The sequence below is a fragment of the Amycolatopsis sp. NPDC005961 genome, assembly GCF_040629235.1.
GTDB lineage: Bacteria > Actinomycetota > Actinomycetes > Mycobacteriales > Pseudonocardiaceae > Amycolatopsis > Amycolatopsis camponoti.
On sequence record NZ_JBEXVF010000029.1, the window covers coordinates 81,755 to 103,162 of the forward strand.

Annotated in this window: 11 protein-coding genes; all 11 read left to right on the plus strand. The window is 74.3% G+C overall.

Features of this window, described 5'->3' with window-relative positions; genetic code table 11:
* Positions 1-10: 10 nt before the first annotated feature.
* Positions 11-12,145 carry an amino acid adenylation domain-containing protein gene (locus ABZ342_RS25300; RefSeq protein WP_360477504.1) on the plus strand — a complete coding sequence of 4,045 codons (12,135 nt, stop codon included), beginning with the start codon at positions 11-13 and terminating at the stop codon, positions 12,143-12,145.
* Positions 12,142-12,351 carry an MbtH family protein gene (locus ABZ342_RS25305; RefSeq protein ID WP_155547003.1) on the plus strand — a complete coding sequence of 70 codons (210 nt, stop codon included), beginning with the start codon at positions 12,142-12,144 and terminating at the stop codon, positions 12,349-12,351. Before ABZ342_RS25300 ends, ABZ342_RS25305 begins: the two co-directional genes overlap by 4 nt.
* A gap of 31 nt (positions 12,352-12,382) precedes the next feature.
* Complete coding sequence (locus ABZ342_RS25310; RefSeq protein ID WP_155547004.1) at positions 12,383-12,637, plus strand: phosphopantetheine-binding protein; 255 nt, start codon at positions 12,383-12,385, stop codon at positions 12,635-12,637.
* Positions 12,634-13,872 carry a beta-ketoacyl-[acyl-carrier-protein] synthase family protein gene (locus ABZ342_RS25315; protein WP_360477510.1) on the plus strand — a complete coding sequence of 413 codons (1,239 nt, stop codon included), beginning with the start codon at positions 12,634-12,636 and terminating at the stop codon, positions 13,870-13,872. Before ABZ342_RS25310 ends, ABZ342_RS25315 begins: the two co-directional genes overlap by 4 nt.
* A gap of 15 nt (positions 13,873-13,887) precedes the next feature.
* Complete coding sequence (locus ABZ342_RS25320) at positions 13,888-14,943, plus strand: beta-ketoacyl synthase N-terminal-like domain-containing protein (protein ID WP_360477513.1); 1,056 nt, start codon at positions 13,888-13,890, stop codon at positions 14,941-14,943.
* Positions 14,940-15,338 (plus strand): hypothetical protein, encoded by a 399-nt coding sequence (locus ABZ342_RS25325; protein WP_360477516.1) that lies wholly within the window; start codon positions 14,940-14,942, stop codon positions 15,336-15,338. Before ABZ342_RS25320 ends, ABZ342_RS25325 begins: the two co-directional genes overlap by 4 nt.
* Complete coding sequence (locus tag ABZ342_RS25330) at positions 15,335-15,823, plus strand: 3-hydroxyacyl-ACP dehydratase FabZ family protein (RefSeq protein ID WP_360477519.1); 489 nt, start codon at positions 15,335-15,337, stop codon at positions 15,821-15,823. The genes ABZ342_RS25325 and ABZ342_RS25330 overlap by 4 nt, the downstream gene beginning before the upstream one ends.
* On the plus strand, positions 15,820-16,575 hold the full coding sequence (gene fabG, locus ABZ342_RS25335; RefSeq protein ID WP_155547008.1) for a 3-oxoacyl-[acyl-carrier-protein] reductase: 756 nt from the start codon (positions 15,820-15,822) through the stop codon (positions 16,573-16,575). The genes ABZ342_RS25330 and fabG overlap by 4 nt, the downstream gene beginning before the upstream one ends.
* Positions 16,576-16,593: 18 nt before the next feature.
* Positions 16,594-17,325 (plus strand): DsbA family protein, encoded by a 732-nt coding sequence (locus ABZ342_RS25340; RefSeq protein WP_155547009.1) that lies wholly within the window; start codon positions 16,594-16,596, stop codon positions 17,323-17,325.
* Between the two features lie 370 nt (positions 17,326-17,695).
* Positions 17,696-20,479, plus strand: coding sequence for an AAA family ATPase (locus ABZ342_RS25345; RefSeq protein ID WP_360477522.1), 2,784 nt, complete (start codon positions 17,696-17,698; stop codon positions 20,477-20,479).
* Between the two features lie 112 nt (positions 20,480-20,591).
* Positions 20,592-21,408 (plus strand): ATP-binding protein (locus ABZ342_RS25350; RefSeq protein WP_360477525.1); only part of this gene is annotated, 817 nt, incomplete at its 3' end.

The window sequence follows — 21,408 nt, forward strand, 5'->3', positions numbered from 1 at the left end:
GAACGTCAGCATGTCGCAGAACGCATCCGGAGCCGCCCTGCCGCTGTCGGCCGCGCAGCTCGAAGTCTGGTACGCCCAGCAGCTCGACCCGGGCAACCCGATCTGGAACATCGCCGAGTACTACGAGATCGACGGCCCGCTGCGCGAGGACGTCTTCACCGACGCGGTGCGCCGCGCGGTGACCGAGGCGGAGTGCCTGCGGGTCCGGTTCCACGCCGAGGGCGACACCGTGCGCCAGGTCGTCGAGCCGCTGACCGGGTCGCCGTTGGCGGTGCTGGACTTCGCGGCCGAGCCGGACGCGCTGGAGTGGATGCGGGCCGACGTGCGCCGGCCGGTGGACCCGGCCGACCCGGACGCGGCGTTGTACGCGATGGCCCTGCTCCGGCTGGGCGAGGAGAAGCACTACTTCTACACGCGGGCCCACCACGTCCTGTGGGACGGGTTCAGCGAAGCGGTGTTCGCCCGGCGCGTCGCCGTGCTCTACACCGCGCTCGTGGAAGGCGGCGACCCGGCCGAAGGCGCGTTCGAGCCGCTTTCGGTCCTGCTCGCCGACGAACAGTCCTATCTGGACTCGAAGCAGGCCGAGCGCGACCGTGAGTTCTGGGCCGGCCGGTTCCCGGAGACCCCCGAGCTGACCACCGTGGCGAGCCGTCCGGTGGTCCCCGCGGACGGCTTCCTCCGCCGCGGCGCGACGCTGGACGCGACCGCCGCCGCGGCCCTGCGCGCACTGGCGTGGGAAGACCGGGCGGCGTGGCCGACGTTCGTGATCGCCGCGATGGGCGCGTACCTGCAGCGGCTGACCGGCGGCCCGGAGGTCGTCCTCTCGCTGCCGGTGACCGCCCGCACCACCGACACGACCCGCGCGATCCCCGGCATGCGCGCCAACGTGCTGCCGCTGCCCCTGGCCATCCGCCCGGCGATGACCCGCGGCGAGCTACTCGGCCACGTCGGCAAGGAGGTCCGCCGGACGCTCAAGCACCAGCGCCACCGCGGCCGCGAGGTGCGCGGGCTGATCGGCCTGTCGCCGACCGACACCCGGCCGTTCGGGCCGGAGCTGAACGTCGCGTCCTTCGTGGAGCAGCTGCGGTTCGGCCCGTGCCCCGGCCGCACGCACAACCTGTCCACCGCGCCGAACGACGACCTCTCCATCACCGTCTACGACACCGAAGACGGCGAGCTCGGCGTCCTCTTCGACGGCAACCCGAAGCTGTACACCGAAGCCGACCTCGACCGGCTCGCCCACCGGTTCCTCGGCTACCTCCGCGACCTGGGCGGCTGGCCGGCCGACCGGCCCCTCGGCGGGATCGACGTGCTCGACCCGGCCGAGCGCGAGCTGCTGGCCCGGTGGACCGGCACCAGCGGCGCACCGGAATTCACCGGCGTCGTCGAGCGGGTCGACGCGATCGCCGCCGCCCGGCCCGACGCGGTCGCGGTGGTCGACGACGCCGGTGAGACCACCTACGCCGACCTGGGCGGCCGCGCGGCCGCCATCGCCCGGCAGCTGCGGGACCGCGGGCTGGCGAAGGGCGACCGCGTCGGCATCCTCGACGGGCCCGGCTCCGGGTTCATCGCGGCGATGCTCGGCGTCTGGGCGGCGGGCGGCGCCTACGTCCCCCTCGACACGCGCGCCCCGGCCGCGCGCACGGCCCAGCTGATCGCCGAAAGCGGGGCCACGGCGGTGATCGCGGCGCCCGGGCACCGGGAGGCCGCCGCCGCGCTCGGCGTGGACCCGGTCGTGCCCGGAGGCGCCGTCGCCGGTCGCCTGCTCGACGCGGCGGTGCCCACCGAGGCCGACGACCTCGCCTACGTCCTGTTCACCTCCGGCTCCACCGGCACGCCCAAGGGCGCGATGGTCACCCACGGCGGGCTGGTCAACCACCTCCAGGCCAAGGTCGACGACCTCGGCCTGCGCGGCGACGACGTCGTGGTGCAGAACGCGCCGCTGTCGTTCGACATCTCGATCTGGCAGATGATCTGCGCCCTGGTCCTCGGCGGGCGTGTGCGGGTGGTCGGCCGGGAGGTCGCCGGCGACCCGGCGGCGCTGTTCGGCGTCACCGCACGCGAGAGCGTGACGATCCTCGAGGTCGTGCCCTCGCTGCTGCGGGCCGCGCTCGACTCCTGGGACGACGGTGCCCCGGTCCCGGCCCTGCCGGAGCTGCGCGAGCTGGTCGTGACCGGCGAGCCGCTGCCCCCGGACCTGTGCCGCCGCTGGTTCTCGCGGTTCGCCGGGATCCCGATGGTCAACGCCTACGGGCCGACCGAGTGCGCCGACGACGTCACGCACGCGGTGCTCACCGCCGGCAGCCCGCTCGACGGACCCCTCGTCCCGATCGGGCACGCCGTGCGCAACACCCGGCTCTACGTGCTCGGCGACGGCCTGCGCCCGGTCCCGCCCGGCGTCCCGGGAGAGCTGTACGTCGCCGGGCACGGCGTCGGCCGCGGCTACCTGGCCGACCCCGGCCGCACCGCCACGACGTTCCTGCCGGACCCGTTCCAGCCCGGCTCGGGCGCGCGGATGTACCGCACCGGTGACGTCGTGCGCCACCGGGAAGACGGGCAGCTGGAATTCCTCCGCCGCCGCGACCGCCAGGTCAAGATCCGCGGGCACCGCATCGAGATCGGCGAGGTCGAGGTCGCGCTGCGCGGGCTGCCCGGCGTCACCGACGCCGTGGTTGTCGTGGACACCGACCCGGCCGGCCAGAAGCGCCTGGTCGGCTACGTCGTCGGCGACGGCGATCCCGAGCGGTGGCGAGCCGCGACGGCCGAGCGGCTGCCCGGTCACCTCGTACCGTCGGTCTTCGAAGCGCTGCCGGCGCTCCCGCTCACCCCGAACGGCAAGGTCGACCTCAAGGCGCTGCCCGAGCCCCGCGTGGACACCGGCGCCGACGTCCGCGCCCCGCGGACCGCGAACGAGGAACTGGTGACCGCGGCGTTCGCCGAGGTCCTCGACGTGGCGCGGGTCGGCGTCGACGACAGCTTCTTCGACCTCGGCGGGCACTCCCTGCTGGGCACCCGGCTGATCGGGAAGCTGCGCCGCGCCACCGGGATCGAGCTTTCCCTCAAGGACCTCTTCGGCGCGCCGAAGGCCGCGGACCTCGCGGCGCTGCTCGACGGCCCGCTCCGGCCCCGGCCGCCGCTCGAGCGCGCGGAGCGGCCGGCGCGCGTCCCGCTTTCGCCCGCCCAGCAACGGTTGTGGTTCCTCGACCGGCTCGAAGGACCGAGCGGCACCTACAACGTGCCCGCCGTGACGCGGCTGTCCGGCGAGCTGGACCGCGACGCCCTCGAGCTGGCGATCGGGGACCTCGTCGCGCGCCACGAAACCCTGCGGACGGTCTTCCCCGACGACGGCGGCGAACCGCGTCAGGTGGTGCTCGCCCCCGAGGCCGCCCGGCCGCGGCTGGACGTCGTCGAGACCACCGAGGACGACCTGCCCGACGACCTCGCCGAGGCCGGCGCGCACGTCTTCGACCTGGCCACCGAGATCCCGGTCTGCCCGACGCTGTTCGAGCTGGAGGAACGGGAGCACGTCCTGCTGGTCGTGGTGCACCACATCGCCGCCGACGGCTGGTCGGCGGCGCCGCTGGCCCGCGACCTGAGCGCCGCCTACAACGCCCGGACGCGCGGGCAGGCCCCGGACTGGACCCCGCTGGAGGTCCAGTACGCCGACTACACCCTGTGGCAGGAGGAGCTCCTCGGCGCCGACGACGACCCGGGCAGCCTCGCCCACGAGCAGATCGAGTACTGGCGGGCCGAGCTCGTCGGGCTGAGCACCGACCTCAACCTCCCGCTCGACCGGCCGCGGCCGGAGAACCGGACCCCGAAGGGCGACACGCTCCACTTCCCGCTCGACGCCGGCCTGCACGCGGGCGTCGCCGAGCTGGCCAGGACGGCCGGGGCCACGCCGTTCATGGTCGTGCAGGCCGCGCTCGCGACGCTGCTGTCCCGGATCGGCGGCAGCACGGACATCGCGCTCGTCAGTCCGGTCGCCGGGCGCACCGAGCCGGTGCTCGACCCGCTGGTCGGGCTGTTCCTCAACACCGTGCTGCTGCGGACCGACCTGTCCGGGGACCCGAGCTTCCGCGCGCTGGTGGCCCGGGTGCGCGAGACCGACCTCGCCGCCTACGCGCACCAGGACGTCCCGTTCGAGCGGCTGATGGAGACCGTCCGGCCGGCCCGCTCCGGCGGCGCGAAGACGATGTTCGAGGTCATCCTGACCTTCCAGAACAACGAGCGGCCCGAGGTCGCGATGGACGGGCTGGCCGGCGACTTCGCGCTGGCCACGAACGGCACCGCGAAGTTCGACCTGTCGTTCGACTTCGTCGAGGACTTCGGCGCCGACGGCACCCCGGCCGGGATGACCCTCGGCCTGGAGTACAGCACCGACCTCTTCTTCGAAGACACCGTCCGCCTGCTCGGCGAGCGCTTCCTGGCCGTGCTCGCTTCGGCCGTCGCCGATCCCGGGCAGCCGCTGTCCACTGTGGACCTGCTGGCCGCGGGGGAGCGCGAGACGCTGCTCGGGGACTGGAGCAAGCGCGCGGCCGGGGTGCCGGAGCTGCTGGCCGGAGTGCCGGTCGCCGTTCCCGCCCGGCCGCGCGTCTACCTGCTGGACGACCACCTGCGCCTCGTCCCGCCCGGTGTGCCCGGGTGGTGGTACGTCGCGTCGAGCCGGCCGCTGACGACCACCGTCACCGGCCCGCTCGCCACGACCCTGGTGCCCAGCCCGTTCGGCAAGCCCGGCACGCGGATGGCCGCGACCGGCCGTCGCGGCCGGTGGAGCCGCTACGGCGAGCCTGAGGTGCTCGAACCGGCCCAGTCGGAGACGCGCGCGCCCGAGGTCGTCGGCCCGCGTTCGCAGGAGCCGCGCAACCCGGCCGAAGAGACGCTGTGCCGGCTCTTCGCCGAGGTGCTCGGCCGCGAGAGCGTCGGCATCGACGACAACTTCTTCGAGTGCGGCGGGCATTCACTGCTCGTCACCAAGCTGGTCGGCCGGATCGAGGCCGTCCTGCACGCCGGGCTGACCATCCGCGAGGTCTTCGAGAACCAGACCCCCGCTCAGCTCGCGGCCCGCCTCGGCGACACGAGCACCCGCCCGGCGCTGACCGCGGGCCCGCGTCCCGGCCGCGTGCCGCTGTCGTTCTCGCAGCAGCGGCTGTGGTTCCTCAACCAGTTCGAGGGGCCCGGTGCCACCTACAACATCCCGATCGCCCTGCGCCTGAGCGGGAAGCTCGACGTCGACGCGATGCGGGCCGCGCTGCGGGACCTCGTCGAGCGGCACGAGGTGCTGCGCACGGTGTACCCGCAGGTCGACGGCGAAGGCGTGCAGCTCGTGCTGGCCGCGACCGAAGCGGAGCCGGACCTGCCGGTCGTCACCACCGGTCCCGACCGGCTGGACGAGGTGCTGCGCGAGGCCGCGCGCACCGCGTTCGACGTGACGCGGGACGTGCCGCTGCGGCCGACGCTGTTCGCCGTCGCCCCGGACGAGCACGTGCTCCTGCTGGTGCTGCACCACATCGCCGGCGACGGCTGGTCGGCCGCCCCGCTGGCGCGCGACCTCGCGCGGGCCTACGCCCGCCGGCTCGACGGCCTGGCCCCGGACTGGGCGGCGCTGCCGGTGCAGTACGCGGACTACGCGCTGTGGCAGCGTGACCTGCTGGGCGACGCCGGTGACCCGGAAAGCCTGCAGGCGCGCCAGCTCGCGTACTGGAGCGAAGCGCTCGACGGCCTGCCCGGCGAGCTGCCGCTGCCGGTCGACCGGCAGCGCCCGGCGACCTCGACCTACCGCGGCGACATCGTCCCCTTCACCCTCGACGCGGACCTGCACGCCCGGCTCGACCGGCTGGCCGCGGAGACGGGCTCGACGGTGTTCATGGTGCTGCAGGCCGCCGTGGCCGCGGTGCTCGGCAAGTACGGCGCGGGCGACGACATCCCGCTCGGCACGCTGGTCGCGGGCCGGACCGACGCGGCGCTGGCCGACCTCGCCGGGTTCTTCGTCAACACGCTCGTGCTGCGCGTCGACCTGGCCGGCGACCCGGCGTTCCGGGAGCTGCTGGGCCGGGTCCGGGAGACCGACCTCGCCGGGTACGGCCACCAGGACGTGCCGTTCGAACGGCTCGTCGAGGTGCTCAACCCGCCGCGCGTGCGGGCCCGCCACCCGCTGTTCCAGGTCGCGATCACGTTGCACAGCAACGAAACCCCGCGCGTCGAGCTGCCCGGCCTGACGCTGGGCGGCGAGCTGGTCCCGACCGGCACCGCGGACCTCGACCTGCACTTCGAGTTCGCCGAAGAGCGGACCGACGGCAACGCCTGCGCCGGCGTCGTCTCGCTGATCAAGTACAGCACCGACCTCTTCGACCGGGAGACGGTGGAACGGCTGGCCGACGGGCTCGTGCGGTTCCTCGACCGCGCGCTCGCCGGGCCGGAGCTGCCGCTCAGCCAGGTCGGGGTGCTCAGCCCGGCCGAGGAACACCGGCTGCTCGTCGAGTGGAACGACACCGAGCGCCCGCTCGGCATGACCGACGTCGTGGCCCGGGTGCGCGAGTTCGCCGGGCGCTTCCCGGAGCGGATCGCGGTCGGCGACGAGCACGGCGAAACGACGTACGCGGACCTCGTCCGCCGGGCCAACGCCGTCACCACCCGGCTGCGGAACGCCGGGGCCGCGACCGGTTCGCTGGTCGCGCTGCTGGCCGAGCCGGGCGCCGGGTACGTCGCGGCGGTGCTCGGGGTTCTCGGCGCCGGCTGCGCCTACCTGCCGCTGGACGCCGCCGCGCCGGTCGTCCGGAACGCCGGCCTGCTGACCGAAAGCGCGCCGGTCGTCCTGCTGGCGGATCCGTCCCACGGGGTGCTCGCCGCCGAACTGGCCGGGGACGTCCCGGTCCTGACGCTCGACGGCGAGACCGCCGACGGCGCGCCGTCGCTGTCCGGCGACGAACTCGACCTGGCGTACGTGCTGTACACGTCCGGGTCGACCGGCCGGCCCAAGGGCGCCATGGTGGCGCGCCGCGGCATGGCCAACCACCTGCTCGCGAAAGTCGAGGACCTCGACCTCGGCGAGCGGGACGTGGTGGTGCACAACGCGCCGGTCACCTTCGACATCTCGGTGTGGCAGATGCTCGCGCCGCTCGTCGCGGGCGGGCGGGTCCAGGTGACCGGACGTGAGTCGGCACGCGATTCCCGTGCCCTGTTCGCGACGGTGGCCGAGCACGGCGTCACCGTCCTGGAGATCGTGCCCTCCCTGCTGGCCGCCACCCTCGATGCCTGGGAGATCGAGGGTGGCGCGCCGGCCCTGCCGGACCTGCGCCTGCTCGTCGTGACCGGGGAGGCGCTGCCGCCGCGATCCTGCGAGCGCTGGCTCGCCCGGTTCCCGGACGTCCCGCTGGTCAACGCCTACGGGCCCACCGAGTGCTCGGACGACGTCACGCACGCGGTGCTCACGACCGCACCGGAGGGAACGCGGACGCCGATCGGCTCGCCGCTGCGCAACACCGCGCTCTACGTCCTCGACGACCACCTGCGGCCCGTCCCGGCCGGGGTGCCGGGGGAGCTGTACGTCGGCGGGACCGGCGTCGGCCGCGGTTACCTGGCCGACCCCGGCCGCACCGCCGCGACCTTCGTGCCGGACCCGTTCCGGCCGGGTGCGGGGGAGCGGATGTACCGCACCGGCGACCTCGTCGTGCTGCGCGCCGACGACCGGCTGGAGTTCCTGCACCGCCGCGACGACCAGGTCAAGATCCGCGGCAACCGCATCGAGCTGGGCGAGATCGAGGCCGCGCTGCGGGCGCAGCCCGAGATTCGCGACGCGGTCGTGCAGCCGCACGGCGACGAGCTGGCCGCCTACGTCGTGCTCCACAGCGCGCTCCCCGAAGACGAGTTGCGCGGACGGCTCGCCCGCGCCGTGCCCGGCTACATGGTGCCGGGGGCGTACGTCCGGCTGGAGACGCTGCCGCTGACCCCGAACGGCAAGGTCGACCGCAAGGCGCTGGTGCCGCCGAGCACCGGCGCGGCGGAACCCGGCCGAGCCCCGGAAACCGAGCGCGAACGACGGCTGCAGGCCCTCTTCGCCGAGGTCTTGCGCCGGGAAGTCGGCGTGACGGACGACTTCTTCGCCCACGGCGGGCATTCGCTGCTGGCCACGCGGCTGGCCAGCCGGATCCGGACCGAGCTGGACGCCGAGGTGTCCGTCCAGGACCTCTTCGACCACCCGACGGTCGCCGGGCTCGCCGGCCGGCTGGACCGGGCACGGACCCGGGCCGCGCTGGTGGCCCGGCCGCGCCCCGGCGTGCTCCCGCTGTCGTTCGCGCAGCAGCGGCTGTGGTTCCTGAGCCGGTTCGAGGAGCAGAGCGCGGCGTACACGCTGTCCGTCGCGGTGAAGCTCACGGGACGCGTCGACACCGAGGCGCTCGCCGCCGCTTTCGACGACGTCGTCGCGCGGCACGAGAGCCTGCGGACGATCTTCCCCGACCACGACGGCGTGCCGCACCAGGAGATCGTCGAGGCGACGGGGTTGTGCACCGCCGCCGAGGTCACCGCGGGCGAGCTGGACGACGCCGTGCGCGCCGCCACCCGCGGCGGGTTCGACCTGGCCGTGGAGCCGCCGGTACGGGCCACCCTGCTCAGCACCGGCGAGCGGGCGCACGTGCTGGTCGTCGTCGTGCACCACATCGCCGCCGACGGCTGGTCGTTCGGGCCGCTGACCCGCGACCTCTCCCACGCCTACGCCGAACGGCAGGCCGGGCGGGTGCCGGAGTGGGCGCCGCTGCCCGTGCAGTACGCGGACTTCGCCCTGTGGCAACGGGATCTCCTCGGTGCCGAGGACGACCCGGACAGCCTCGCCGCGCGGCAGCTGGACCACTGGCGCACCGCACTGGCCGGGCTCCCGGACCAGCTGGAGCTGCCCACCGACCACCCCCGGCCCGCCGTGGCCGACGGGCGCGGCGACCGCGTGTACTTCGAGCTGGACCCCGACCTGCGGGCCGGCCTCGAACGGCTCGCCGCCGACGCCGGGGTCAGCGTGTTCATGGTGCTGCAGGCCGGGCTCGCCACGCTGCTCGCGAAACTGGGCGCGGGCGAGGACATCCCGCTGGGCACCCCGGTCGCCGGGCGCACCGACGACGCGCTGGACGACTTGGTCGGCGTCTTCCTCAACACCCTCGTGCTGCGCACCGACCTCGCCGGCGACCCGACCGTCACCGAGCTGCTCGCCCGGATCCGCGCGACCGACCTGGCCGCCTACGCCCACCAGGACCTGCCGTTCGAGCGGCTGGTCGACGTGCTCAACCCGGCCCGCTCGCAGGCCAGGACGCCGCTCTTCGGTGTGCTGCTGGTGCTGCACAACAACGCCGGGGCGAGCCTCGAACTGTCCGAAGTGGACGCCGAGGTGCTGCCGGAGGGCACCGGAACCGCGCGCTACGACCTGTCGTTCGAGTTCACCGAGCACGACGGCGGGTTCGGCGGGTTCGTCGAATACCGCACCGAGCTGTTCGAAGCCGCGACCGTGACGCGGATGGCGCAGCGCCTGAGCACCGTGCTGCGGGCGATGGCGACGGACCCGGGAAAGCGGCTGGGCGCGATCGACGTGCTCGACGCCGGGGAACGCGAGCGGATCCTGGTGGCCCGCAACGACACCACGCGCGAGCTGTCCCGGACGGCCCTGTCCGACCGGCTGCGCCAGACCGCCCAGCGGGCCTGGGACACGGTCGCGCTGGTCGCCGGCGGCACCGAACTCACCTACGGCGAGCTGGACGCCCGGGCGAACGGGCTGGCTCGGCGGCTCCTCGCGCACGGTGCCGGTCCGGAGTCGGTGGTGGCGCTGGTCCTGCCGCGCTCGGCGGACCTGGTCGTCGCGCTGCTCGCGGTGCTGCGGACCGGGGCCGCGTACCTGCCGATCGACCCCGGCTACCCGGCCGAGCGGGTCGCCTTCATGCTCGAAGACGCGGCTCCGGCGGTGGTCGTCACCACCCCGGGCACCGAGACGGGCAGCGCACCGCGAGTGCTGCTCGACGACGCCGTTCCGGCGGAGTCCTACCCCACTCCGCCGGACGGCGTCGTCACCCGGCCGGACGACGCCGCGTACATCCTGTACACGTCGGGGTCCACCGGCCGCCCCAAGGGCGTCGTCGTCCCCGCCGGCGCGCTGGCGAACCTGCTGGACGACATGGTGACCCGCACCGGGATCACCGCGGCGGACCGCTTCCTGGCCGTCACCACGCCCGGGTTCGACATCGCCAACCTGGAGATCCTGGTGCCGCTGCTCGCCGGGGCGCGGCTGGTCGTCGCGGCCCGCGACGACGTCGGCGACCCGGCGGCGCTCGGCGCGCTGATCGTCCACACGGGAGCGACGATCATGCAGGCGACGCCGACGTTGTGGCAGGAGCTGGCCGAGACCGCGCCGGGCGCACTGAGCGGGCTGCGGGCGCTGATCGGCGGCGAGGCGGTCAGCCGGGCGCTGGCCGACCGGCTGGACGAGGTCACCGCGGGCGTCACCAACGTCTACGGCCCCACCGAGACGACGATCTGGTCGACCGCGGCGGACCTGACCGCCGCGCGCGGCCGCCCGGGCGCGCCGACCATCGGCGTGCCGCTGGCCAACACGCGGGTCTACGTGCTCGACGCCGGGCTGCGGCCGGTGCCGGACGGCGTCCCCGGCGAGCTGTACATCGCCGGCGCCGGGCTCGCCCGGGGCTACCTGAACCGCCCTGGCCTCACCGCGCAGCGGTTCGTCGCCGACCCGTTCGGCGCGCCGGGCACGCGGATGTACCGCACCGGCGACCTCGTGCGCTGGGGCACCGACGGGCAGCTCGACTACGTCGGCCGGACCGACCATCAGGTGAAGCTCCGCGGGTTCCGCATCGAGCTCGGCGAGATCGAGACCGCGCTCCTGGCCGTGCCGGGGGTCGGCCGGGCCACGGTGCTCGTGCGTGAGGACGTGCCGGGCGACCGGCGGCTGGCCGCGTACGTCGTCGGCGAAGGCATCGAACCGGCGGACGTGCGCGCCCGGCTGGGCCGGACGCTGCCGGACTACATGGTCCCCGCCGCGGTCGTCGTCCTGGAGCGGTTCCCGTCGACCGCCAACGGGAAGCTCGACCGCGCGGCGCTGCCCGCGCCGTCGGTCGCGGCCACCGCGGGCCACGACCGGCTGCGGACCCCGGCCGAAGACCTGCTGTGCACGGCGTTCGCCGAGGCCCTCGGCGTACCGGAGGTCGGCCTGCACGACGACTTCTTCGCCATGGGCGGCCATTCGCTGCTGGCGACGCGGCTGCTGAGCCGGGTGCGCGAGCGCGTGACCGGCGGCCTCGGCATCCGGGACCTGTTCGACCACCCGACGCCCGCGCGCCTGGCCCGGCGGATCGAGGCCGGCGCCGGCGGGACGTCCTTCGACGTCCTGCTCCCGCTGCGCCGGGAAGGCACCCGGGAGCCGCTGTTCTGCGTCCACCCGGCCGGCTGCGTCAGCTGGTCCTACCACGGGCTCGCCGCGCACCTGGCCGACCGGCCGCTGCACGGCCTGCAGGCCCGCGGGATCGTGGACGACGCCGCCCTGCCCGCCGACGTCGGCGCGATGGCGGCCGACTACCTGGCGGAGATCCGGCGGGTCCGGCCGCACGGTCCCTACCACCTGCTGGGCTGGTCGTTCGGCGGCGTGGTCGCGCACGAGATCGCCTGCCTGCTGCAGGACGCGGGCGAGGAGGTCGCGCTGCTGGTGAGCCTGGACAGCGCGCCGGGCAGCGACGATCCCCTGCCGGACGACGAGGAGCTGGCGGCGATCGTGCTGCGGTTCTTCGGCTACGACGGCGACGAGGAACCCGCGCGCGGCCCCGACTTCGCCGGCCTGCGTGAGCTGTTCGCGCGGGAAGCCAACCCGCTCGGCGAACTGACCGCGGAGCAGCTGAAGCGGTGCTTCGCCGCCTGGCGCAACAACCTGAAGCTGCAGGCGGAGTTCGTGCCGCGCACCTACCGCGGCACCCTGCTGCACTTCGCCGCGGCGGCCGAGGCGGACAACCGCACCGCCGCGGCCTGGACGTCCCATGTGGACGGTGCCATCACCGTGACCGGCCTCGACGCCGGGCACGACGCCATGACCGGAGCCGAGCCGCTGCGGCGGGTCGGCGAGGCGATCGAAAAGTACCTCGCGAACGAAAGGAGCGATCGGTGACCAACCCCTTCGACGACGAGACGGGCACCTTCCACGTGGTCGTCAACGCCGAAGGCCAGCACGCCCTCTGGCCCGTTTTCGCCGACCTGCCCGAAGGGTGGGACCGCGTGCACGGCCCGGAGACCCGCGCGGCCTGCCTCGCCTACGTCGAGGAGAACTGGCGGGACCTGCGTCCGCGCAGCCTCGCCGCCAAGCACGCCGAATGACCCCCGCACCGCGAACGAAGGAAGAACGAAGATGACCAGTACCGAAACCTCCACGCGCACCGCCCGGATCAAGGAGATCGTCTGCGACGTCCTGGAGATCGACGAGGACGAGATGACCCCGACCAGCCTCTTCATCGACGACCACGGCGCCGACTCACTGCTGGCGATCGAGATCCTCGCGTTGCTGGAGAAGGAGTTCAAGGTGACCATCGAGCAGGCCGAGCTGCCGCGGATGGTGAACCTGACCGCCGTGCACGAAGTGGTCGCAGAGAGCGCGGGCTGGTGACCGGCCACCGGGTGGTGCTCACCGGGCTCGGCGCGCTGTCGAGCATCGGCCTCGGCGCCACCGAGTTCGCGGCCGGCCTGCGGGCCGGGCGCAGCGGCGCCCGGGACATCACCGGCTTCGACACCACCGGGTTCGAGCACTCCCGCGGCTGCGAGGTGCGCGGGTTCGAACCCGGCGACTGGATCCGGAACCTGCCGGTCGAGTCGCTGGGCCGGGCCACCCGGTTCGCAGTGGCGGCGGCCCGGATGGCCCTGGACGACGCCGGCCTGGCGCCCGAGGACCTCCGGTCCCGGCGCGGGATGGTCGCGGTCGGCACCACCGACGGCGAGTCGAACGAGCTGGACGAGCTCGCCGCGGCGGGGATCGCGGGCGGGCCGGAGTCGCTGACGCCGCAGCAGGTCCGGAGGGTGCCGCCGAGCCGGCTCTCCACGGCGATCGCCCGGGAGCTGGAGCTGGGCGACGTCGAGGCGACCACCATCGCCACGGCGTGCTCGGCGGGCAACTACGCGCTCGGCTACGGCTTCGACGCGGTCAAGGCGGGCGAAGCGGAGTTCGCGCTGTGCGGCGGCGCGGACGCCATCTGCCGCAAGACCTTCGCCGGGTTCTACCGGCTGGGCACGATCGCGCCGGACAACTGCCGCCCGTTCGACATCGGCCGCAAGGGCATCCTCACCGGCGAGGGGGCCGGCGTGCTCCTGCTGGAGACGCTGGACTCCGCGCTCGCCCGCGGCGCCCGGATCCACGCCGAGGTGCTCGGGTACGGCCTGAACTGCGACGCCTACCACCAGGTGGCGCCCAACCAGGACGGCGTCGCGCAGTGCATGCGGCTGGCCCTCGAGGACGCCGGGCTCGACCCGGCCCAGGTCGACCTCGTCTCCGCGCACGGCACGGGCACGAAGGCCAACGACGTCACCGAATGCGGCGCCATCCACGACGTCTTCGGCGCCGACCCCCCGCGCACGGTGTCGCTGAAGTCCATGCTCGGCCACACCATGGGGGCGGCCAGCGCGCTCGCCGCGATCGCGGGTGCGCTGGCGATCCGCGAAGGCTTCGTGTTCCCGACCATCAACCACGTCGAGACCGACCCGGAGTGCGCGGTCGACTGCGTGCCCAACCACGCCGTCGACGCCGAGATCGACGTCGTCCAGAACAACGGGATGGCGTTCGGCGGCAACAACGCGAGCGTCGTCCTCGGCCGCTACCCGGCACTGGCCGGGTCCGGCCGCGCAGCCTAGTGAGGGAGTGAGCAGATGAGCGCAACGGCGACCGGCGCGGTGATCACCGCGTGGTCCGCGGTGTCGCCCTTCGGGATCGACCGCAAGCATTTCCTGGACGGGCTGCGCACCGGCGAGCCCGCCCGGCACACCGAGCCGGCCGAGGGCGGCGTGCCCGGCGAACGCGGCCACGCCGTCCCGGACTTCGACGTCCGGGAAGTGCTGGGCCGCAAGGGAACCCGCGCGATGGACCGGGTGACGGCACTGGCGGTCACCGCGGTGGGGCAGGTCTTCGACGCCGGGGCCGCGCCCGGCGGCACCGGGCTAGTGCTTGCCACGAGCGGGAGCACGCAGAGCATGATGGACTTCACGAGGTCGTCGCTGCTCGGGGACAAGCCCTACCACGTCGACCCGGCCCGCATGCCCAACACGGTGATGAACTGCGCCGCGGGCCGCTGCGCGATCTGGTACGGCCTCAACGGGCCGAACGTCACCCTGGCCAGCGGCCGCGTTTCGGGCCTGTCCGCGTTCCGCTACGCGACCCGGCTGATCGCCCGCGGGCGAGCGGACACGGTGCTGGTCGGTGGGGCCGAGGAGTGCTCCGGCGACCGGTCGTGGCTCGACTTCCACAGCCGCGACGGCGAACCGGCGCCCCGGCCGCTCGGCGAGGGTGCCTGCATGGTGCTGCTGGAGCGGGCCGGGTCCGCGGCCGCGGACCGGCCGCGGGTCCTCGCGATCACCTCCCGGGTCTTCGCGGCCGACGACTTGCGCCCGGCCTTGCGCGACTGCGTGCTCGCGGCCTTGGACGAAGCCGGCGTCGCCCCGGCGGCGGTGGACGTGGTCGTGCCCTCCGGGGCGGGCGGCCGGACCGGCGCGCAGGAGAGCGAAGTCCTGGACGCGGTGTTCGGCGCGGGCCGGCGGCTCGACGTCGGCGCGCTGATCGGGGACACCGGTGCCGCCTCGGCGTGCTTCGGGGTGGCGGCCGCGCTCGGCGAGGCCGAGACGGGCGCGCGGGTCGCGGTGGTGACCTCGGCCGACGCCGACGGTTCCGTCGCCTGCGGTGTCTTCCGGCTGGCGGGGGACGAGCGTTGACCGGCTCGGCGAGCCCGGTCCGGGGGACGGTGGAGGTGCTGGAGAGCGGCGCGCACGCGGACGGCGGCTGGCGCTCGAAGGCCCGGTTCGGGGTCCGCGAGATCGAACCGGTCTTCGCGGGCCACTACCCGGGACTCCCGCTGTTCCCCGGCGTCTGCCTGGTCGAGTGCGTGCACCAAGGCGCGGTCGCCGCCCGGCCGCCGGGCACCGGGGACCTGCGGCTGGCGGAACTGGGGTCCGCCCGGTTCGTCTCCGCCGTCGTCCCGGGTGACGTGCTCGAGCTGGCGCTGGACTGGAAGCGGGAGGACGGCGGCTGGCGCGTCTCGGCGAAGATCGGCACCGCGCGGGGCCGGGCGGCGACCGTCCGGCTGCACTACGCGGAGGACGCGGCGTGATCGGCGGCGCGGGCGTGCGGGAGCTGCTGCCGCACCGGTACCCGATCCTGCTGGTGGACCGGGTCGTCGAGCTGGAACCGGGGGAGCGGGTGGTCACGGTCAAGGCCGTGACCGCGAACGAGCCGTGGTACGCGACCCTCGGCGAGGACGTCACCGAGGACCAGCTCGCCTACCCGGACGTGCTGCTCGTCGAGTCCTTCGCGCAGTCGGCCGGGGTGCTCGGCGTCACCGGCGGCGCTTCCGGCGCCGGGCGGGTGACGCTGATCGGCGCGGTCGCCGGCGTCCGGTTCCACGGCAAGGTGTTCCCCGGCGACCTGGTGGAGCACCGGCTGCACGTGGTCCGCGTGTTCGACGACAGCGCGATCGTCGCCGGCGAAAGCACGGCGGGCGGGCGCCCGGTGCTCAGCGTGGAGCGCATGACGCTGGCGTTCCGGCCCGAGGCGGACCTGGACACGATCGAGGACAACGGGACGGGAGAGGGATGAGCGAGGAAACGGACGCCGCCCCGCGGGTGGCCCTGGTCAGCGGCGGGTCGCGCGGGATCGGCGCGGCCGTGGTCCGGCGGCTGGCCGAGGACGGCTGGGACGTCGGGTTCTGCTACCGCTCCGACGAACGGGCGGCGACCGAGGTGGAGAAGCTGGCCGGCGAGTCCGGCGTACGCGCCCTGGGGGTGCGCGTCGACGTCGGCAGGCCGGCCGAGGTGCGGGACTGGGTGGACCGCGTCGAGGGCGAGCTGGGCCCGGTCGGGGTGGTGGTCACCTCGGCCGGGATCACCCGCGACCAGCCCCTCGCCCTGATGACCGACGACCAGTGGAACGACGTCGTCCACACGAATCTCGACGGCGTTTACCACGTCTGCCGCCCGGCGGTCTTCGCGATGATGAAACGGCGCGCGGGCTGCGTCGTGAACCTGTCGTCGGTTTCCGGGGTGTACGGGAACGCGACGCAGACGAACTATTCGGCGAGCAAGGCCGGGATCATCGGGTTCACCAAGGCGCTGGCCAAGGAGGTCGGCCGGTACGGCATCCGGGCCAACGCCGTGGCGCCGGGGATCATCGACACCGAGATGACGCGGGTGATGACGGAGTCCGCCCGCGAGAAGATGCTGAAGGCCATTCCGCTGCGGCGGTTCGGAACGGCGGACGAGGTGGCCGACCTGGTTTCCTTCCTCGCTTCGCCGCGTGCGGCCTACGTCACCGGTTCCGTTTTCCAGATCGACGGCGGAATCACCGTCTGAGTGCGAAGGAGTCCGTTCATGGCGCGCAGGAACGCGCAACCGCGGTGGTATTTCTCCCTGCGGAGCCCGTATTCGTGGTTCTGTTACCGGGAACTGCTGGAAACCGAGCCGGCGGTGCTGCACGCCGCGGAGTGGATCCCGGTCTGGGAACCGGATCCGCTCTCGGAGCGGATGCTCGCCGAGCGCGGGATCGAGCTGCCGGTGGTGCCGATGTCCCGGGCCAAGAACTTCTACATCCTGCAGGACACCCGGCGGCTCGCGAAGGAACGGGGCCTGCCGATGATCTGGCCGGTCGACCGGGCACCGGTGTGGGAGGTCGCGCACCTGGCCTACCTCGCGGCGACCGACGAGGGCATGGGGCGTCCGTTCCTCGACCGCGTCTGCGCGGCGCGCTGGGAACGCGGGGAAGACATCTCCGACCCGGCGGTGATCGGCGCGATCGCCGCGGGGCTCGGGCTCGACCCGGCCCGCTGCGCCGGGGCGGCCGGCGACGAGCGGTTGCGGGAGCGGGGGATCGACGTCCTCGCCCGGGTGGCCGACGACGGCGTCTTCGGCGTGCCGATGTTCGTCCTGGGCCGCGAGAAGTTCTGGGGCACCGACCGGCTCGGGCGGTTCCTCGACGCGTGGCGGGCCCGCACCGCCACCACACCCGCCACCACAACCGCGGAATCGGGCTCGGATGAGCGGCGGGAATTCGCCGAACTGGCCCGGGCCGTCTCGGATGGTGGACACGCGGGCGGCTGCGGATAGCCGAAAGTTGATACGGTGAGCCGAAAGTTGATAACCGGACAAAAGCCGGTGCACCGTTCAGCGGTATACGTGCGGGTGGGGCTGGTTTACCGGTCGGGTGACCGGAAAGTGAAAGGCGAAAGAATTTCAAATACATTTCCTGCCCGTCCGGGACATGCTTCTTGCCCGTGATTACCCGGCTTCCCCTGAATCGCCCGTGCAGCCCCTTGTCCGCATGACGGCCGTGTGATTTCTTGGACCTCGATCACGGACTGTCGCAGCGGACCCACCCAGCGGAGCGATCTCCGTCGTCCGGGTGGGCTCGCCGAGCGGAAACGGTAGGTGGCCCTTGTCTTCCCGGACCCCGTTCCCCCCACCGCCGGCCAGGCTGGTGGGGCGTCGGCGAGAGCTCGCCCGTTTCACCGCGAGCAGGCGGCGGGCCGAGGACGGTGACGGCCACGCGCTGCTCGTGCGCGGCCCGGCGGGGATCGGCAAGACCAGCCTCCTCGCCGCGGCGCTGCGCGACGCGGCGGCGGACCTGCCGGAGCCGGGCCGGATCCTGACCGCCGCGGCGGCGCGGAAGGACGCGAACACCGCCTATGGTGTCGTGCGGGACCTGTTCGCGCCCTTGGCGCCGGAGGAGTCCTTGCTGCGGGGCAGCGCCCGGTTCGCCCGGCACGCGCTGAGCACGGACGCGGCGGCGCCGGCGCCCGCCGTGAGCTCCTTCGCCGTGCAGCACGGGCTGTACTGGCTGGCCGCGTCGCTCGCGACCCCGGGACCACTCGTCCTGGTCGTCGACGACGTCCAGTGGTGCGACGAAAGTTCACTGCGCTGGCTGGAGTACCTGGTGCGCCGGGCCGGGGACCTCCCGCTGCTCGTGGTGCTGGCGCAGCGGAGCGGGACGGCGGCCGACGGCACCCTCGCCGAGATCGCGGGGGCGCACGACACGCGGACGCTCGACCTCGGCCCGCTGCCGCTCGACGCGGTGGCCGAGCTGATCCCGGAACCCCTGGCCACGCCGGACGGCCTGTTCGCCCGCACGTGCCTCGCCGAGACCGGCGGGAATCCGTTGCTGCTGCGGCGGATGCTCGGCGAGCTCTCCCGCGCACAGGCAGGCGACGAGCCGGTGTCACTGTCTTCGGTCGCCGGTTCGGGCCGCGCCGTCCTGGCGACCTCGACCCTCGACCGGCTCTCGGCGCCCACCCGCGCCGTCGCCATGGCCGTCGCGGTGCTCGGGAACGACGAACCGGACCTGCTCGCGAAGCTCGCGGAAGTACCCGGCGCCGTCGTGTCGGCGGCCCTGGAGACGTTGCAGGCGCACGAAATCCTGCTCGACGGCACCCGGGAGTTCGTGCACGAACTGGTCCGGGCCGCGATCCTCGACGCCGGGGGCGCCGGCGAGCCCGCGCGGTGGCGCCGGCGGGCCGCCCGGCTGCTCAGCGACGCGGGCCGGCCGGCCGAGGAGGTGGCGGGGCACCTGCTCCTGCTGCCGGAGCTCGACGAGGAGTGGATGGCCGGCATCATGCGGGAGGCGGCGAAGAGCGCCACCGGCCGCGGCGCGCCCGGCACCGCCGCGCGGTACCTGAAGCGGGCACTGGCCTTCCACCCGCACGACGTCGGCCTGCTGCTGGAGCTGGCGGCCGCGCTGGCGCCGGCGGAACCGTTCGCGGCGTTCGAGCTGCTGGAGCGGGCGCGGGTGCTGGCCACGGACGTGCGGGAGCGGGCGCGGATCGCCGTCCGGCTCGGCATGGTCGCCCTGGCCGTCCAGCGCGCGCCGGAGGCGGTGACCGTGCTGCGCGACGTCGCCGGCGAGCTGGACGCCCGGCTCGGCGAACCGCGGTCCGTGGCCGACGCGGGACTGCGCACGCTCGTCGAGTCGATGGCGCTGATCACCGGGCTCGACGAGAAGGGCACGGTGCCCGCCGCGCTCGCCCGCGTCCGCGAGCAGCCCACGCCGGCCGGCGACGATCCGGCCGAGTGCCAGCTGCTCGGGATGCGGGCGGCGGCGCGGGCGCTGGAAGGCGATTCGGCGGCGACGGCGGCCGCGGAGGCGACCCGGGCGCTGCGCGTCGACCCGGCCGGGCTGGGTGGCTGGGCGGCGCTGGGTGCGGGGCTGGCGCTTCAACTCGCCGACGAGCTGAAACCCGCGCAGGACGCGCTGGGCCGGCTGATCGAGCACGCGAGCGGCGCCGGGGACGCGTGGACGTACTGCCTCGCGCAGTGCACGCGCGCGATGTTCTGGCACTGGGCGGGCGACCTGACCGAGGCCGGGGCGGACGCGCAGGTCAGCTTCGACCTGGCCCACCAGGAGTCCTGGGGCGAGACGACCACGATGCCGCGGATCGCGCTGGCGACGGTGCTGGTCCCGCGCGGCGACGCGGCCCGCGCCGAGGAACTGCTCGACGGCATCACCCGGCCCCGCCTCGACCGGTTCGCACTGGAGTACCACTGGTACCTGATGGCGCGGGCCCAGGCGCGCGCGGCCCTCGGTGATACGGACGGTGCGCTGCGGCACTTGCGTACGTGCGGCGAGAGCCTGGCCGGCGCGGGGATGGCGAACCCGGTCTTCGCGCCGTGGTGGCTGGAAGGCGCGTGCCTGCTGGCCGACCTGGGTCGCCTCGCGGAGGGCCGGGAACTGGCCGAGCACGGCCAGTCGCTGGCCGCGCGGTGGGGAACGCCTCGGGCGGTGGGCATGGGCTTGCTGGCGGCCGGCGTGACGACGGACGGCGACCGGGGAGTCGAGCTGCTCACCGAGGCGGCGCGAATCTTCGAGGGCGGCCCGGGCCTGCGCGAGCACCAGCGCGCGGAGTACTCGCTGGGCCGGGCCTTGCTGGCCCGCGACGACCGCCGGGGCGCGCGGGAGCACCTGCGCCGCGCGGCCGACGGCTGCACCCGCACGGGCGACCGGCACCTGCTCGACGCGGCCCGCACGGCCCTCCTCGCGGCGGGCGGCCGCCCGGGCCCCCAGGGAGGATCGGCCCTGGACACGCTGACCGGCAGCGAGCGCCGAGTGGCCGAACTGGCCGCCGGCGGTGACGGCAACCGCGCGATAGCGGAGGCGCTGTTCGTCACGGTGCGCACGGTGGAGATGCACTTGACGAGCGTGTACAAGAAGCTGAACGTGGGCGGCCGCGCCGATTTGGCCGCGGAGCTGAACCGGCGGGACGCCCGATGAGGGACGGCGTAAGAGGTTTCGCGGTAGCGACAGCGGAAGCCGCGTCGGCGGGCGGCGGGGGTGCTGCGGCCGCGATCCGCGCCGCCGGTCGCCGGGAGAACCTCTGTCCGAAGTGGACTCGAACACGGCAGGCCGCGGGATGACCGTGCTCGCCGGGACCTCCGGGACCGCACTGCTCGCCGAGCGGGTCAGCGAAACCGCGCTGCTCACCGGCCTGCTCACCGACCTCGAACAAGGCCACTCCGGGATCGCCGTCGTCACCGGCCTTCCCGGCACCGGCCGCACCAGCCTGCTTTCGCTGCTCGCCACACGAGGAGCCGGCCGGCCGATCCAGGTACTCAGCGCTCGTGGCTCGCTGACCGAGTCCGCGCTGCGGTTCGGCGTCGTCTCGCAGCTGGCCTCCGCGTTGCCCGATCGGGTGCTCGGGCGTGCCCTCGGTAAGCTGCTCGCCGCCGGGGCTCCCGGTGATCCCGGCTCTCCCGAGCTGTGGCACCCCTTCGTCGAGGCCGCCCGCCGCCGGCCCGTGCTGCTCCTGCTCGATGACGCCCACCTGATGGACGACAGCTCCAAAGCCTGGCTCGGCGCGCTGCTCCGGCGGCTGTGGCAGGTGCCGCTGCTGGTCGTCATCACGGGGGCGGGCGTCGTCCTGCCGTTCTTCGACCAGGAGACCGCCGAACCGTGGCAGCTGTCCGGGCTCAACTGGCACGCCACCCACGTCGTCCGGCTGCGCCCGCTGAGCCGGTCCGGGGTCGCCGAGGTCGTCCGCGCCCACGGGGCCGGGCCCGGTGGCGAAGACTTCGTCACCGAGCTGCACGCCGCCACCGGCGGCAACCCCGCACTGGTCCGCGCGGTGCTCGACCACGCCGAGCTGGCCGAATGGCTGGACGTCGCCGCGAAGCGCAACATCGTGCTGACGTTCGGCGGCGGGG

What these genes read in the sequence shown, in the direction of transcription:
- ABZ342_RS25300 (WP_360477504.1), top strand. Translation starts at nt 11, where the DNA reads ATGTCGCAGAACGCATCCGGAGCCGCCCTGCCGCTGTCGGCCGCGCAG.
- fabG (WP_155547008.1), top strand. Translation starts at nt 15,820, where the DNA reads ATGAGCGAGGAAACGGACGCCGCCCCGCGGGTGGCCCTGGTCAGCGGC.
- ABZ342_RS25340 (WP_155547009.1), top strand. Translation starts at nt 16,594, where the DNA reads ATGGCGCGCAGGAACGCGCAACCGCGGTGGTATTTCTCCCTGCGGAGC.
- ABZ342_RS25310 (WP_155547004.1), top strand. Translation starts at nt 12,383, where the DNA reads ATGACCAGTACCGAAACCTCCACGCGCACCGCCCGGATCAAGGAGATC.
- ABZ342_RS25320 (WP_360477513.1), top strand. Translation starts at nt 13,888, where the DNA reads ATGAGCGCAACGGCGACCGGCGCGGTGATCACCGCGTGGTCCGCGGTG.